The organism is Paenibacillus sp. LPE1-1-1.1 (genome assembly GCF_040676435.1).
Classification (GTDB): Bacteria; Bacillota; Bacilli; order Paenibacillales; family Paenibacillaceae; genus Pristimantibacillus.
This window is the reverse complement of the sequence record NZ_JBEGHY010000045.1, coordinates 287,488-302,647: the sequence shown is the minus strand read 5'-3', so window position 1 is coordinate 302,647 and position 15,160 is coordinate 287,488. Positions and strand designations below refer to the sequence as shown.

Sequence of the window (15,160 nt, the reverse complement as noted above, 5' to 3'; positions counted from 1 at the left end):
AAAGTGTACAATTTTATTTAAAAGTTGTATTTTTTATCGACGATTCCATTTCTTACTCTCAACTCACTGATTTTGATATATGATGTAATTGCAATATGAGTTAAGGCCTAATAGAAAGGAAAAAAAGTATGAAGCTCATACGACGCATTACATCGAGCCTGCGTGCAAAGCTGCTGGTGATGTTTATTATTTTGACATCAATCCCGCTGCTGGTGGTTGGTCTTGTATCCTATCAAAAGTCTTACCATACCGTATCCGATCACAGCAAGGCCTCCACCATACTTGTTGCGGATCAACTGGTCCGAAACATCGATGTGCTATTTCAGGATACGCTTAAGCTGCTGGAGCTCGGAAATAATCCGAAGGTTCTTCATTTTCTGATCTCGCAATCCGAAACAAACGCGGAGGCCAAAGAAATCGTACGTACCTTTGAGATGTACCGTGATACATACAAATATGATAGCGTACTGAACATTCAAATGGTCAATCTCTACGGTAAAGGAATCAGCGAGCGTAGAGGACTTTTTCAACTTGACCATAATCCTCTCAGAAATCCGCATTTTGTGCAATTGACGAATGATCCGGGTCTTGTATTAAAGGTACCTCCGTCCTCTTCCTCCGAGTTCGATCGGTTGGACGGCTTTACTTACCCTGACAAAAGCGTCATTTCCATTATTGCGCCAATCCAGCAGCGTATTACAAACGAAGTGATTGGTTTTATCGTCATCGACCTTGATGACTCTATTATTGAACAATTTTGCGATAATGTCACCATTGGCAAAACAGGCTTCTTCTATGTGCTGGATCCGCAAGGAGTTCCGATTTTCAAGCCTTCCGCCGGTGAACAGATCAACATTCCTGCGGGGAATGGAATGCCAAATACATTCACTAATGCTTCTGGCAGTTTCGTCCAAACGATTGATGGAAATAAGAAACTCGTCGTTCATGTAAAATCGCAAACAACGGATTGGACCATCATTGGCATGGCACCTTTGCGGGAAATCATTTTCGAGGCGAATGAAATTAGGCTTCTAATCATTGCCAGCGTGATCCTTAGCGCCGTTTTTGCAATTGCCATTTATATATCCCTGACACAACGGCTGACTCGGCCCATCCAGATCCTGAAAAATAAAATGAAGCAAGCCGCGAGCGGCTATCTGGAAGCAAAGGTAAAGCCTGCCGGCCATGATGAGATTACGGATCTTAGCAACAGCTTTAATATCATGCTGGAAAACATTAAGCTGCTTCTAGAAAAAAGCATTCGCGAGCAGGAACAAGTTCAGAAAGCAGAGCTGCGTACGCTGCAGGCGCAAATTAATCCTCATTTTTTATATAACACGCTGGAATCCATCATCTGGATGGCTGAATCAGGCAAAAATGAAAGCGTAATCAAATTAGTGAAAGCGCTGGCTCGCTTTTTTCGGCTTACGCTCAATAAAGGGAGAGAATGGATATCGTTAAAGACGGAACTTGAGCATGTACAAAGTTATTTAACGATTCAGCAAATGCGGTACCGGGACATCCTCTCCTATGAAATTGACGTACCAGCGGAACTGCAGGTATATCCGATGCTTGGCATGACGCTGCAGCCTCTTGTGGAGAATGCTTTGTATCACGGCATCAAAAACAAAAGAGGCATGGGACATATTCGAATAACCGGGTATGTCGAGAATGAGAGAAATATTATATTGAACGTCGAGGATAACGGGATAGGCATAAATCCCGAACGGTTAGCCGAGCTAAGACGTCAGCTTGAACTGCCCAAAGACGCCGAACTGCCTGATAAACCTGGCGAAGGAGGGTTTGGTTTAAATAATGTGCATCAAAGGCTTCGTCTTTATTTCGGCGATCATTACGGCCTGCAATTAGATAGCATCGAAGGAGAAGGGGCTCGTATCTCCCTCCGTATACCAAAGAAATAAGGAGGCAGCACCATGAAAAAAGTGATGTTGATTGATGACGAAATCTTAATTAGGGAAAGCATTAGAAATTGCGTAGATTGGGAGCAAGAGGGCTTTATCTACTGCGGCGATGCACCCGATGGGGAAATGGCGCTGCCTCTAATCGAAGAGCGGATGCCGGATATATTAATTACCGATATAAAGATGCCCTTTATGAACGGACTCGAGCTTAGCACGATCGTTCGTCAGCGTATGCCGGATATCAAAATAATTATTCTTACGGGACATGACGAATTCCATTATGCCCAGTCCGCTCTTCGCATTGGCGTTGAGGATTATTGCCTCAAGCCTGTCGGTGCGTCGGATTTGATAGAAATGCTGCATAAGATTAGCAGAAGAATCGACAAAGAACGGCAGGATAAGAAAAAGTTAACTTATACGAGTGATAAATTGCTTTCCGACCTATGCGGTGGCCTGATCGGTACCTCCGATGCCATTGAAACCTCAGGCAATATTTCAATTAACTTAATTGCCCGCTACTATGCGGTTGCGATCATTGACATTCGAGTTCATGAATCCGAAGAATCGTTACGTACTGAGCAAGTGGAGCATGTCCTTAAAGAACGAATGGAAAGCTTGATTACCGGCTTTTCTTACAAACGCAACCGATCGGAAATGATTTGGATTATCAAAGAAAACGATAAAACGGCCATATCCGAAGCCATGAACATCATTGTCAATAAGCTCCGATATGAGCTGCAGGAACTATTCAACTGCGATCTGTCCATAGGGGTAGGAAGCATTCAAGACCGACTCCAAGGCATACACAGCTCATTCTTGGAGGCAGATGACGATAAAAACCTGCAACGGCTTTCCAATCAAAACAAATTGGCATTTAAAGACTTTATTAAAGCTTCTTCTATCAGCAATATCTTATTGGATCGCAATCTCTTCGTTGATTTCATGAAGATAGGAAGTTCCGTAAAGGCTGAACCATTCGTAAATGAATTCGCAGCCGAGCTTAGGAGTCTTGATTGGCAATCATCCATGTATGGCTGCTATTTGCTAAACGATATTACACTGGAGGCTTTCCGTGTCGCAAAGCAAAGCTTCACGGCTTCCAATCATACTTCTGACACGATAAAAGAGCTCCAACAGCAGATTAGAGAGATTTCATGCTGGGAAGATTGCGTTCGGTATCTGCTTATTTTACTGGACCGTTTGTGGCTGTGGCGTTCGAAAGGCTCCGATCAATACGGTGCGCTGATCGCCAGCGTCAAGCAATTCATTAATGAGCATTACAACGATGATCAATTGTCACTTCATGTCGTATCTAAACATGTAGGGGTCAGTCCCAGTCACTTAAGCAAAGTGTTCAGTCAAGAAACGAGCCAAACGCTAACCGAGTATTTAACGCAATCCCGAATCCGCAAAGCGAAGGAGCTGCTTAAAACGACTCGCAGAAAAACGTTTGAAATCGCGTTTGAAGTCGGTTACCACGATCAGCATTACTTCTCTAATATTTTCAAAAAAGTAACGGGTATGACGCCCATGGAGTTTAGGCGTCAAGGCAGCACAAATGAGAAGCTGCATGTTATGGAAGACGGAGGAAAATAACATGCTGCTCCATAAACGACGCAGTTGGGTTTTTATGCTCTTGCTCCTTGCACTGTTTATAGTGAGCTGCCAGTCGGCTCCTCCAACAAGCCTGGTGAACTCATCAGAGCCCAGCACCATACCGTCCGATAGGGACCGTGTATTCGGAATCATCTTCCCTATGGCCTTTCCAGCCTATGAGAAAATAACCGAGAATGCGGAGGAGACCGCAAAAGCGGCCAATATACGCCTATTAGTCTCAGCTCCCGATGAAGCCAACCTGGAGCAGCAAATTCGCATTATGGAATCGATGATTAAACAGAAGGTTGACGGAATCGCTATCGCGCCCGTGAACCCCGATGCACTTGCCCCCGTTATCAATAAAGCGGTAGAACAAGGCATACCCGTCATCTGCTTCGAGACAGACTCGCCTGGCAGCAAAAGGCTCAGCTATATCGGCGCCGACAACTACGAAACAGGCCGACAACTCGGTAAAGCAACGGATCTATTGCTTAATGGAAAAGGGATGGTTTTGGTAGGGACGGGAATGCCGGAAATGGATAGCCTAAAGGAAAGGCTTGAAGGACTTCTCAACTATTTAAATGATGAGACGGAAATAGAAGTGTTGGAGGTCCGTTACAATGACGGCCGTGAAGATCTCGCCATAACGGAACAAGAGGAAATGATTAACGCGCACCCGCATTTCAATGCCTTCCTCAGCCTTGATTTCGTGTCCAGCTCTGCTTCCATTTTGATCTGGAAAGCATATGGGTTAAATAGGCATGTCCTCAGTATAGGAGCTACGCCGAAAATCGAAGAAGCACTGCTTAATGGCCAAGTGACCTCTATTATTTCGCAATACGAAAATCAATGGGGTCAAAAGATCATAGAAGCCCTTATAAAAGTAAGCGGAGGCGAAACGATTCCCGAAATGATTGATACAGGGATTTTAAAACTTGGAAAAGGACCCCAAGATGATCAAAAGTGAGCCTGGGTTCCTTTTTTATCATCTTAGGGTCTTCCCTTAGCTGCAAACAACAAAAAACCGCTGAATTTGAGATTCAGCAGTTTCGCCTTTGTGATGATCGGTCTAATATTTCCTTTTATTCACTTCTGTCGCAGCATTCTCCTGGGTAAAGATATCTTCGGGCGGAATCATCCTTTTTGGTAAAGTTCTTCCCGCCATGATTTCCTTAGTAGCCTGCATAAGCAATGGACCTAGCAGCGGGTTACATTCCACGACCGCATTGATTTTTCCTTCTACCATCATTTCGAATGCTTGCCGCGTGCCATCTACGGATATGATAATAATATCCTCGCCAGGAATAAGTCCTGATTGTTCAATGGCTTCAATTGCCCCAATCGCCATGTCGTCATTATGTGAAAATAAAAGTTGAGGCCGTTCGCTTCCTGCTTCCTTTAGAAACTCCCTCATCACTCTGGTTCCTTCTTTTACGGTAAAATCCGCCGGACTGCTCCAGATAATATTCATGCCTTCTCTACCCGCAATGGCATCCCTAAAACCTCTCCCGCGGTCGATTGAAGGCGTGGATCCTACCGTACCTTCTAACTCGGCAATGCGGATAGGTCCCGGATGATTGCGCATTTTATCAATAGCATACTTGGCCGCCTTGATTCCTTCCTCGTAAAAATCCGGTCCGATAAATGTAACATAAAGGGATGTATCCTCTACGTTAACGGATCGATCCAAGACGACGACCGGAATGCCAGCCTCCTTAACCTCTTTCAGAATAGCTTCCCAGCCGGATTGCACAACCGGAGCTATTGCAATGACATCCACTTTTTGCTTAATAAAGGCTCGAATGGCCTCAAACTGTTTTTCCTGGGACTGCTCGGCGTTTTCCATCATTAGTGTGATTCCCGCTTCTTCAGCCGCTTCGGTGATTGAAGCCGTATTCGCCCTTCGCCAATCACTTTCGCTTCCGAGCTGAGAGAAGCCCAGCTTAATTCTCTCCCCCAATCCGTCAGTGGGTGTAATCGGAGGTGTCCACAGGTCCGTTTCTGTTAACGATTCATCCATCGATACCGTTTGTTCCGATTGGACTCCCCACCAGCAGCCGCCGAGAAAAATAACAAGCATGGGGATACTCATCCATTTTAAGATACTACGCATAAGTCCCCCTCAATCTTTTAAGCTTTTATCGTGGAGCGTCTTGCGCTGAGAACCTTCTGTAGAAGAATGAAAACGCAAAGCAGCAGACCGATAACGATCTTCGTCCACCAAGAGCTCAACGTTCCTTCGAAGCTAATTATAGTTTGGATAACCCCCTGAATCAATACGCCAAAGAAGGTTCCCGCAATATAACCGACACCTCCAGAAAGCAGTGTCCCCCCGATTACAACCGCAGCGATCGTGTCGAGCTCAAGTCCTACTGCGTGCAGCCCGTAACCCGAAAGCATATAGAATGTAAAGACAACACCGGCAAGGGCAGAACAGAATCCGCTTAACGTATACACCATTATTTTTGTTTTGGCTACGGGCAAGCCCATGAGCAAAGAAGATTGCTCGCTGCCGCCGACTGCATAAACATTGCGTCCGAAGCGGGTATAATGCGCGACGTAGATAGCAGCGATAACGACGACGATGGCAATGATTACGCTAATGGATACAAAACTTCCGCCGGGCAATGGGATTTTGGTTTGCGCGACTGCTGTGTAGAAAGGATTATCAATCGTAATGGTATTAATGCTTATCATATAACAAAGACCTCTTGCCAAAAACATCCCAGCCAACGTTACGATAAAAGGCTGGATTTTGAAATAATGAATAATGGCGCCCATCGCGTAACCGAAGAGGGAACCGATAATTAAGACAAGAGTAATGACCACTGCAGGCGGCCATCCCTGCTGCTGGATCAGACTAGCGGAAATCATGGTCGTTAAAGCGATGACCGAACCGACGGACAAATCAATGCCCCCCGATAAGATAACGAATGACATTCCTACTGCAACAATAAGAAGAAATGAGTTATCAATGAGAAGATTTAGCAGCACCTGAAGAGAAAAAAAGCCCGTATATCGAAAGGATCCTGCCGCAAACATAATAATGAACAAACCAAACGTAACTAAAATAGGGATGTATCTACGGTTAAGAAGCATGGCGTACGATCTCCTTTTCTGCGGGGTAATGCCTCGTTTTCCATCTCTTGACGATCGTCTGCCGGAACGTTTCCGATTGAATCAGGCAAACGGCGAGTACAACAAAGGCTTTAACGACGAGTGTAATTTCTGGCGGTACCCCGATCATGTATATCGTTGTCGTCAACGTCTGGATAATCAACGCGCCGATGATTGTACCCATCAGGTAAAAACGTCCTCCATTCAGTGAGGTTCCTCCGATAACGACTGCCAGGATCGCATCCAGCTCATACCAGAGACCTGCATTGTTGCCGTCGGCGCTGGAAACGTTGGAACTGAGCAGCAAACCCGCAATACCCGCGCATAAACCGCAAAACACATAAACTGAAATGATAACGAAATTGGAACGGATACCGGCTAAACGGCTTGCATTCGGATTAGAGCCGACTGACTCAATAAATATGCCTAACGCCGTTTTTCTTGTTAACAAAGCAGCGATAACGAATATAAATAGGACTACAAATATAGAAAACGGAAGAGAAGCTAACGCACCTGTTCCTATATACGCATATGTCGGACTGGAAACCGTAATAATTTGGCCGCTTGTAATTAACTGTGCGATCCCCCGGCCGGCAACCATAAGGATAAGAGTTGCAATAATTGGCTGTATGCCTGCTCCGGCAACGAGGATGCCGTTCCAAACTCCTAATACTAAAGACAGGATGAGAGACATTCCAATTCCTGTTAACACAAGCGAAAGCGCATTTTGATCAGCCCCCTTGCTTATTGTCATGCAGGTAACTGCTCCTGCGATGGCCACAATGGAGCCAACGGACAAGTCTATGCCTTTCGTTGCAATGACAATGGTCATTCCAATGGAAACGAGCATCAAAGGAGCTCCGAAATTTAAAATATCGATCAAACTGCCGTACAAATGTCCGTCTCTCATGACAATTGAGAAAAAGTCAGGAGAATATAATAAATTAAATAAAAGCAATCCGCCTAAAACACTCAAAGGCCAAAATAGATGGTGTTTGAACACCCTTTTCATCATGTTTATCCTCCTGCGATGGTCTGCATAATTTCTTGCTGACTGAATTTTTCGTCCGTAATTTCCTTTACCTTGCGTCTGTCCCGCAATACGGCTATGCGATTGCTAACCCGCAGCACTTCCTCCAGTTCTGAGGAAATAAAGAGGACCGACATTCCCTTCTTTGCGAGCGATAGCACAAGCTTCTGAATTTCCGCCTTAGCGCCTACGTCAATTCCCCTTGTCGGTTCGTCCAATATCAGCAATTTAGGATCCGTCAGCAGCCACCTTGCAAGCAGCACCTTTTGTTGATTGCCACCGCTTAGGTTTTTAATGAGATGCTCCGGATTAGGAGGATTAATATTCAAAAGCTTAATATATTCGTTGGCGATTTCATCCTGTCGCTTGCGGGAAATTGGCTTATGCCAGCCGCGAGTCGCTTGGAGAGCCAAAATAATGTTTTCTCTAATCGTTAAATCATCGATTATGCCCTCGGTCTTGCGGTTTTCCGAACAAAATGCTATCCCTTGATCGATTGCTTTCCTAGGGGAATGAACCGCTTGCTTCGTCCCCGAGACAACGACCGATCCCACGTCGGGTCTGTCAGCTCCGAAAAATAAACGCGCGGCTTCCGTACGGCCTGACCCTAGCAACCCCGCGAGTCCAACAACTTCTCCTTTATGGAGTTTCAAATCAAAGGGCTCTATCGCTCCCTTTCTCCCTGCCCCAGTTGCTTCTGCTACTAATTCATTCCTATGGTACTCTACCTCATTAGATAATTTCGGAAGGTCCTCGAGCAAATGAAGTTCTTTGCCAATCATCTTTGAAACGAGTTCGATTCGAGGCAGTTTATTAGCCGGATACTCTCCAATGAATTCGCCGTTACGAAGAATCGTTATCCGATCTGAAATTTCATAGACCTGGTCTAGAAAGTGCGTGACGAAAAGGATGGCTAGACCTTCGTTTTTCAGCTTTCTCATGATGGTGAACAATTGCTTTACTTCATTGCTGTCCAAGCTTGAGGTTGGCTCGTCGAGAATGAGCACCTTGGCCGATATGTTGAGTGCCCGCGCAATGGCTATTAACTGCTGAATAGCAACCGAATAAGCATGCAGAGGCTGCGTCACATCGATTTGCAAATGAAGACGGTCGCGCAGAAGTTCTTCTGCCCTCCGGTTCATTTCCTTCCAAAGAATTCGGCCCAATCTTCTTGGTTCCCTTCCAATAAAGATGTTTTCCGCCACCGTAAGATTCGTGCATAAATTAACCTCTTGGTATACGGTGCTGATACCGGCTTCTTGTGATTCATGCGGGTTTTGAACCGAAATTTGATTATTGTTCAAAAGAACCGTTCCCTTATCGATGGAATAAACGCCTGTCAGCACTTTAATCAGCGTTGATTTACCTGCTCCGTTCTCCCCCATCAAAGCGTGAACCTCGCCCGGGAATAAACGAAAATTCACGTTTGATAATGCACGAACGCCAGGAAACCCTTTATGAATGCCCGTCATTTGCAGAACAGGTTGAATCTCACTCACTGGATATCTCTCCTTTTCAAATGAGAAAGCCACTCTGGAGGCAGCATTCGGCTGGATCGAGTGACTTTCTCGCTTGATTTAAAATAAGTTTGAATTAATAAGCCCGTGTCGGCAAAGCCTCTTTCGCTTGCTCGGACGTGAATGTCGACTCTACCGTCACAATGCGAGCCGGAATCTCTTTTCCGTCCATAATATTTTGTACGGCTTCCATCAATTGAGGCCCTAGCAGAGGATTACACTCAACGATAAAATTGATTTTCCCTTCGCTTGCTGCCTGCATACCGTCCTTAACCGCATCTACAGAAATAATTTTAATATCTACGCCTGGCTTTAGGCCGGCAGCTTCGATTGCCTGAATGGCTCCAAGTGCCATGTCGTCATTGTGCGCATAAAGAACATCGATATCTTTATGGGCTTTCAAAAAGGCTTGCATAACTTCTTTGCCTTTCGCACGAGTGAAATCACCTGTTTGCGATGCGATAACCTTTAAGTTAGGATTTGACTTAATCAATTCCTCGAAGCCCGCTTTGCGGTCATTCGCCGGCGCGGAGCCAGTCGTACCTTGAAGTTCTACGATATTGACCGGTTCCTGTGCATCCTTGTACTGATCTACCAACCATTGTCCGGCTTTACGGCCTTCTTCCACGAAATCGGAGCCAATGAATGTAACATAAAGCGATTTATCCTGCGAATCAACGGCGCGATCGGTCAAGACGACCGGGATGCCCGCATCTTTCGCTTCTTTAAGAACCGTGTCCCAACCCGATTCAACTACGGGGGAGAAGCCGATTACATCAACTTTTTGTTGGATAAACGAACGAATGGCTTTAATTTGGTTTTCCTGTTTTTGCTGCGCATCGGAAAATTTCAGATCATAGCCCACTTCACCTGCAGACTCTTGTATCGATTTGGTGTTTGCTGAGCGCCAACCGCTCTCAGCACCTACTTGCGAGAAACCAAGCGTAATTTTTTTGTCCCCGCTTGCTTTTACGGCATTATCGTTAGCAGCAGCTCCAGCCGCTGCATTCGTACCCGCGTTCTCCCCGCCTGAATTACCGTTATTTGCATTACTCCCGCAAGCAGCGCTAAAAATCATCATGAGTGATAGAGCGACAGTCGCTCCTAGTTTTCTGTACCTTTTCATTTCTTCTTTCATCCCCTTTCGTTATCACCATCGCTGGTGTAGGGCAATTATAAACCGCTTTCATATCGTCGATATACGGAGGCTCTTTCGGTTTCCCTTTAAATTTTTTGGCTCTTTAAGCATGCGCTCCAAAATAGTGCACTTTTTTATTCAAAACTTGCGTTTTTCGATTTCGGTGGCGGAAATTTGATGCCTGAGTTGCGGTTTAGAAAATTCTAATTTTAGCTCCAAAATGAACGGACAAACCACCTTAAATGACAATAGGACGCACCCCAAACGGAGTACGTCCTTTAATCCAAATATTTCCCCGATTCGCAATGCTCCAGTTCAATTTTTTCGAACCCCTGCAGCTCCTTCTCACGCTTCGCACCGCTTAGCGATGAGAGTGGCACTTATGCCGCGATCAGACGGCATGCCGAGCTCCAATCCGGGTAATACCTTCCACTCGATCATTAACCGCGCCTTCTTAATCGGTCAGCTCGAAAGACGCTTCCTTAACGACTCTTGCGTTTGGTCCGATGAATAGCTTAAACAATCCAGCTTCGGCCTTGAAGCTATTGTCCGGCAAATAATATTCCAAATCTTTTTCCATGACATCGAATGTCACGACTTGTGTCTCACCCGGCTCCAACTTGATTTTACGGAACCCCTTCAACTCCTTGACCGGCCTAACGACGCTGCCATGGAGGTCTTGTATATAAAGCTGAACCGTTTCTTCGCATGTAAGATCTCCGATATTCTTCACTTCGACGCTGGCCGACAAGGACTCCGTCCGGGACATGACACACTTGTCTAACAGAGGCTCCGTATATTCAACAGCGGAATAACTCAAGCCGAAACCAAACGGATAGAGCGGCTCGTTCGGGCTGTCCAGATACTTAGAGTTGAACTTCATATGCGCATTTTCAGGTGTGACCGGGCGACCTGTATTGAAATGATTGTAGTAGATTGGCACTTGTCCCGCATGATGAGGGAAGCTCATCGTAAGACGGCCTGACGGATTGTATTCGCCTAGCAGTACGTCCGTAATAGCATGACCGGCTTGCGATCCGGCAAACCAAGTTTCGACGATGGCATTGACGTGCTGATCAAACCAATCCAAAATTAGCGGACGGCCGTTCGTCAGCACAAGCACCGTCGGCTTGCCGAGGCCAACAATCGCTTCCGCAAGTTTTCGTTGAACGGCGGGCAGCTCAATATCGGCCCGAGATGCCGCTTCGCCCGACATGTTGCTGTCTTCGCCGAGCGCCAGCACGACAACGTCCGCACGGGTTGCGGCAGCAAGTGCTTTGTCAAAGCCACCTTCGATTTCGCTGTCGACACCACACCCCGATGCGACAAGCAACCGTTCGCTTGTGAATCCTTTGGCGACCAGACCGTCACGCAGCGTGACTGTCTCCATCCCATAACGGGAAAACTGCCACGGCCCGAGCAGGTCTTGACTTGCTGCAAACGGGCCGATCAGCGCAACCGTTCGCCCGTCATTCCGGAGCGGCAACACTCCGTCGTTCTTGAGCAGCACGATCGATTTGCGTGCCAGATCCCGACTCGCTTCAAGATGCGCGGTATTGAAGTGGTATTCCATCTCCTTCTCCGGCTGCACATAGCGGAACGGATCGTCCATGATGCCAATCTTAAACTTGAACGTTAGAATGCGTCTTACGGCCTCGTCGATCTGCTCTTCCTTTATAACGCCTTCCTTGATGAGCTCTGGCAAATAGCGGAAATATAGTCGTGTCACCATCTCGATATCCATGGTGGCTTCCAGCGCCAGCTTCGCTGCTTCCTTTCCGTCCTTGGCCGCGCCGTGGATATGAATCTCTTCGATTGCGCCGTAATCAGAAATCAACATTCCGTCGAAGCCGAGTTCATCCCGAAGCAGGTCATTTAGCAAATATCGGCTGCCCGCGACGGGCATGCTCTGATAGATGTTGAAAGCATTCATCACCGATCCGGCCCCGGCTTCTATCCCTTCTTTGAAAGGCGGAAGAAAGACATTGCGCAGCGTCCCTTCGGAAATGTCGACCGTGTTGTAGTCCCGGCCTCCTTCAGCCGCGCCATATGCGATGAAATGCTTAAGGCATGCGATTATAGTCTCGTTGTCGAACAAGTTGTCACCTTGGAAGCCTTCCACCTGCGCCCTAGCAATGAGCGCTCCAAGATAAGGATCCTCCCCTGCCCCCTCAACGACCCTGCCCCAACGAGGGTCACGGGTAATGTCGACCATAGGGCCATGGTTGAATGTCGTTCCCGAAGCGGCCGCTTCCTTCGCGGAGATAGCGCAAGCACGTTTGATCGCTTCGAGATCCCAACTACATGACCAGGCAAGGGGCACAGGGAATATCGTCTGGAAACCGTGAATGATGTCCGCGTTAAACAGCAATGGGATGCGATGCGGCGACTGTTCCACCGCAATCTTCTGAAGCTCGAATACGCGGTTAATATCGAAAGCTCCTAGAATCGAGCCTACTTTCCCTTCGGCGACCAGCTTCTCCGTCGGCTCTGATTCAACGTCGCTGCCAAAGGAGAAATCGGAAGCACCGCTCTGGGACATCTGACCGATCTTGTCGAGAAGTGTCATTCGATCGAGCAGCTTCTCGACCTCTTGGCGTATGTCCGCGTCCGAACGCAAATTGACACCCGTTTTCCGGTACGGCATCACCTTCGGAATGAGATCCTCGCTAAGCGAACGGCCGCGCCCACGTTCACCTTCGATTTGCAGTTCCCCCATGAATGGTAGCGTGACCGTTCCTCGGAACGTATCGCCTTCGAACACTAGCGTTACGCACACCGGATCCGGGGTGAAGAATGAACGCCCCTCCGCGCGAAGATTATTCCCTTCGATTTGGGCATCCATTGGCAGAATGAATGCTGGCGTAGGTTCACTATTTATCGCGAGCTTATAACCGTCGTTTTCCGTTATGGAGAATAACAATTTGAAGACGGACCCGTTAACCGTCTTGCTTGCATGCCATATTCCGATCATGTTATCAGACGCTCCTTCGACACAAATTTCATTATTTGACGGCACCAATTGTAATCCCTTTTATGAAATACTTTTGGAAGAACGGATAGGCAATCAGAAGCGGCAGGACACCGACAACTGCAATGGCCATCCGGACCGAAGTGCTCGGCAATTCAGCCATTGTTTCGTTCGCAGACGAGGCCAAGCTGCTGTTATTCGACAGAAATTGAATATCCGAAATGATCCGGTTCAGAATGTTTTGGATGCTGAACAGGCTCGGATCTGTAACATACGTTAAGCCGTTAAACCAGTCATTCCAGTACAGAATCGCTTCAAATAGTCCAATCGTTGCCATAATCGGCATGGAGAGCGGCAGAACGATTTTGTAGAAGATCTTGATCTCGCCTGCGCCGTCGATGCTTGCGGCCTCAACCAGTGCAGGGGGAATCGAGGTGATGAAGAACGTGCGGACAAGCAAGACGTTGAAGCCATTCATAAGCAGTCCAGGAATGAGCAGCGCCCAAATCGTGTTCTTAATGTCGAATACAAGCGTATAGATCAGATAGGTCGGGACGAGCCCGCCGTTGAACAGCAAGGTGAAGAAGACGAGAAACGCCCAGAAGTTTCGTAACGGCAAATCTGTACGCGACATCGGATAAGCGAGCATGGACGTAATCGCGAGACTCGTGACCGTGCCCACGACCGTTATGAAGATGGTAATGCCGTATGCGCGGCCAAGTTCATTCCAGTGCGACCACAAATACTCATAAGCGGTCAGACTTAGTTGTTCCGGGAAATAGGAATAACCGTTTCGCACGATACTGTCTTCGCTCGTGACGGATGAAATGATGAGAAGCAAGAACGGCACAATGCAGGCCAGCGCGAAACCCATCAGCACGACATGGGGAATCCATTTTGTCAGATTACTTTCATGAGTCATCAGTTGTCACTCCTAGAATAATGCGTTTTCTTTGTTATATTTGCGTACGATATAGTTTGAGACGATGACGAGCACGAAGCCAACAATCGACTGATAAACGCCTGCCGCAGACGACATCCCCACATCCCCAAGGTTCATTAATGCGCGGTATACATACGTGTCGATAACGTTCGTCGTCTCTGCGAGAACTCCCGAATCCATTGGTACCTGATAGAAGAGTCCAAAGTCGGAATAGAAAATGCGTCCAATGGCAAGAAGAGTCATCATCGTAATAACAGGCATAATCAACGGAAGGGTAATCGTACGGATCTGCTGCCAGCGCGATGCGCCGTCCAGTGTAGCCGCTTCGTAATATTCCGGGTCGATGCTGATGATCGAGGCCAGATAAACGACACTAAGGAAGCCGACACCTTTCCAAATGTTAACGATCGTAAGAATGTATGGCCAGTATTGTTTCTCGGAATACCACGAAATGTTATCCATCCCGAAAATCGGCAATATCGTATTATTGATGAATCCCGTATCGCTGCTGAGCATGGCGTAAACGAGATAACTGACGATAACCATAGATATTAAATGCGGCAATATGATGATGCTTTGGTAAAAACGCTGAAAAAACTTTTTGCGGACCTCGTTTAGCAGGATTGCAGTCGCAATCGCACCAACTGTGTTGATTAGTATGAACAGTACGTTGTAGAGGATTGTATTTCTGGTAATAATATAAGCATCCGTTGTTTTGAACAAATATTCGAAATTTTTAAATCCGATCCAATCGCTTCCCAATATCCCCTTCGCGTAATTGATATCTTTGAACGCGATGATCATACCGAACATTGGCAAGTAATTGTTAATGATAAGGTAAGCCAGCCCCGGTACCATTAACAGAAATAGTGGCGCGTATTTTTTCCATTTCGCTCTCGTGTACATTTACAATCACTTCCTTGCTA

11 protein-coding genes are annotated in these 15,160 nt (G+C 46.8%); 3 read left to right on the top strand and 8 right to left on the bottom strand.

Features of this window, described 5'->3' with window-relative positions; genetic code table 11:
* Window positions 1-128: 128 nt before the first annotated feature.
* From MRBLPE1_RS30275 to MRBLPE1_RS30265, 3 genes are read left to right on the top strand one after another with little or no spacing between them, the layout of a single operon-like run.
* Complete coding sequence (locus MRBLPE1_RS30275; RefSeq protein ID WP_364153356.1) at window positions 129-1,922, top strand: sensor histidine kinase; 1,794 nt, start codon at window positions 129-131, stop codon at window positions 1,920-1,922.
* 12 nt (window positions 1,923-1,934) lie between these two features.
* Complete coding sequence (locus MRBLPE1_RS30270; protein ID WP_364153354.1) at window positions 1,935-3,518, top strand: response regulator; 1,584 nt, start codon at window positions 1,935-1,937, stop codon at window positions 3,516-3,518.
* Between the two features lies 1 nt (window position 3,519).
* On the top strand, window positions 3,520-4,485 hold the full coding sequence (locus tag MRBLPE1_RS30265) for a sugar ABC transporter substrate-binding protein (protein WP_364153351.1): 966 nt from the start codon (window positions 3,520-3,522) through the stop codon (window positions 4,483-4,485).
* 102 nt (window positions 4,486-4,587) lie between these two features.
* Here MRBLPE1_RS30265 and MRBLPE1_RS30260 read toward each other — a convergent pair whose 3' ends face one another.
* The 8 genes from MRBLPE1_RS30260 to MRBLPE1_RS30225 form a co-directional block, all read right to left on the bottom strand.
* Window positions 4,588-5,631: an ABC transporter substrate-binding protein gene (locus tag MRBLPE1_RS30260; RefSeq protein ID WP_364153349.1), complete on the bottom strand. Its 1,044-nt coding sequence runs from the start codon at window positions 5,629-5,631 to the stop codon at window positions 4,588-4,590.
* Window positions 5,632-5,648: 17 nt separating this feature from the next.
* Window positions 5,649-6,617, bottom strand: a complete 969-nt coding sequence (gene yjfF / locus MRBLPE1_RS30255; RefSeq protein ID WP_364153347.1) for a galactofuranose ABC transporter, permease protein YjfF — start codon at window positions 6,615-6,617, stop codon at window positions 5,649-5,651.
* A complete protein-coding gene (locus tag MRBLPE1_RS30250) occupies window positions 6,607-7,650 on the bottom strand; it encodes an ABC transporter permease (RefSeq protein WP_364153344.1) in 1,044 nt (347 codons plus the stop codon). Before MRBLPE1_RS30250 ends, yjfF begins: the two co-directional genes overlap by 11 nt.
* Window positions 7,651-7,652: 2 nt before the next feature.
* Window positions 7,653-9,164 (bottom strand): sugar ABC transporter ATP-binding protein, encoded by a 1,512-nt coding sequence (locus MRBLPE1_RS30245; protein WP_364153341.1) that lies wholly within the window; start codon window positions 9,162-9,164, stop codon window positions 7,653-7,655.
* 94 nt (window positions 9,165-9,258) lie between these two features.
* A complete protein-coding gene (locus MRBLPE1_RS30240; RefSeq protein WP_364153339.1) occupies window positions 9,259-10,308 on the bottom strand; it encodes an ABC transporter substrate-binding protein in 1,050 nt (349 codons plus the stop codon).
* Between the two features lie 466 nt (window positions 10,309-10,774).
* The gene (gene bglX / locus MRBLPE1_RS30235; protein WP_364153337.1) at window positions 10,775-13,294 is read right to left on the bottom strand and encodes a beta-glucosidase BglX; all 2,520 of its coding nucleotides are present in this window, start codon (window positions 13,292-13,294) and stop codon (window positions 10,775-10,777) included.
* 31 nt (window positions 13,295-13,325) lie between these two features.
* On the bottom strand, window positions 13,326-14,213 hold the full coding sequence (locus MRBLPE1_RS30230; protein ID WP_364153334.1) for a carbohydrate ABC transporter permease: 888 nt from the start codon (window positions 14,211-14,213) through the stop codon (window positions 13,326-13,328).
* Window positions 14,214-14,225: 12 nt separating this feature from the next.
* Complete coding sequence (locus MRBLPE1_RS30225; protein ID WP_364153332.1) at window positions 14,226-15,140, bottom strand: ABC transporter permease; 915 nt, start codon at window positions 15,138-15,140, stop codon at window positions 14,226-14,228.
* Between the last annotated feature and the right edge of the window lie 20 nt (window positions 15,141-15,160).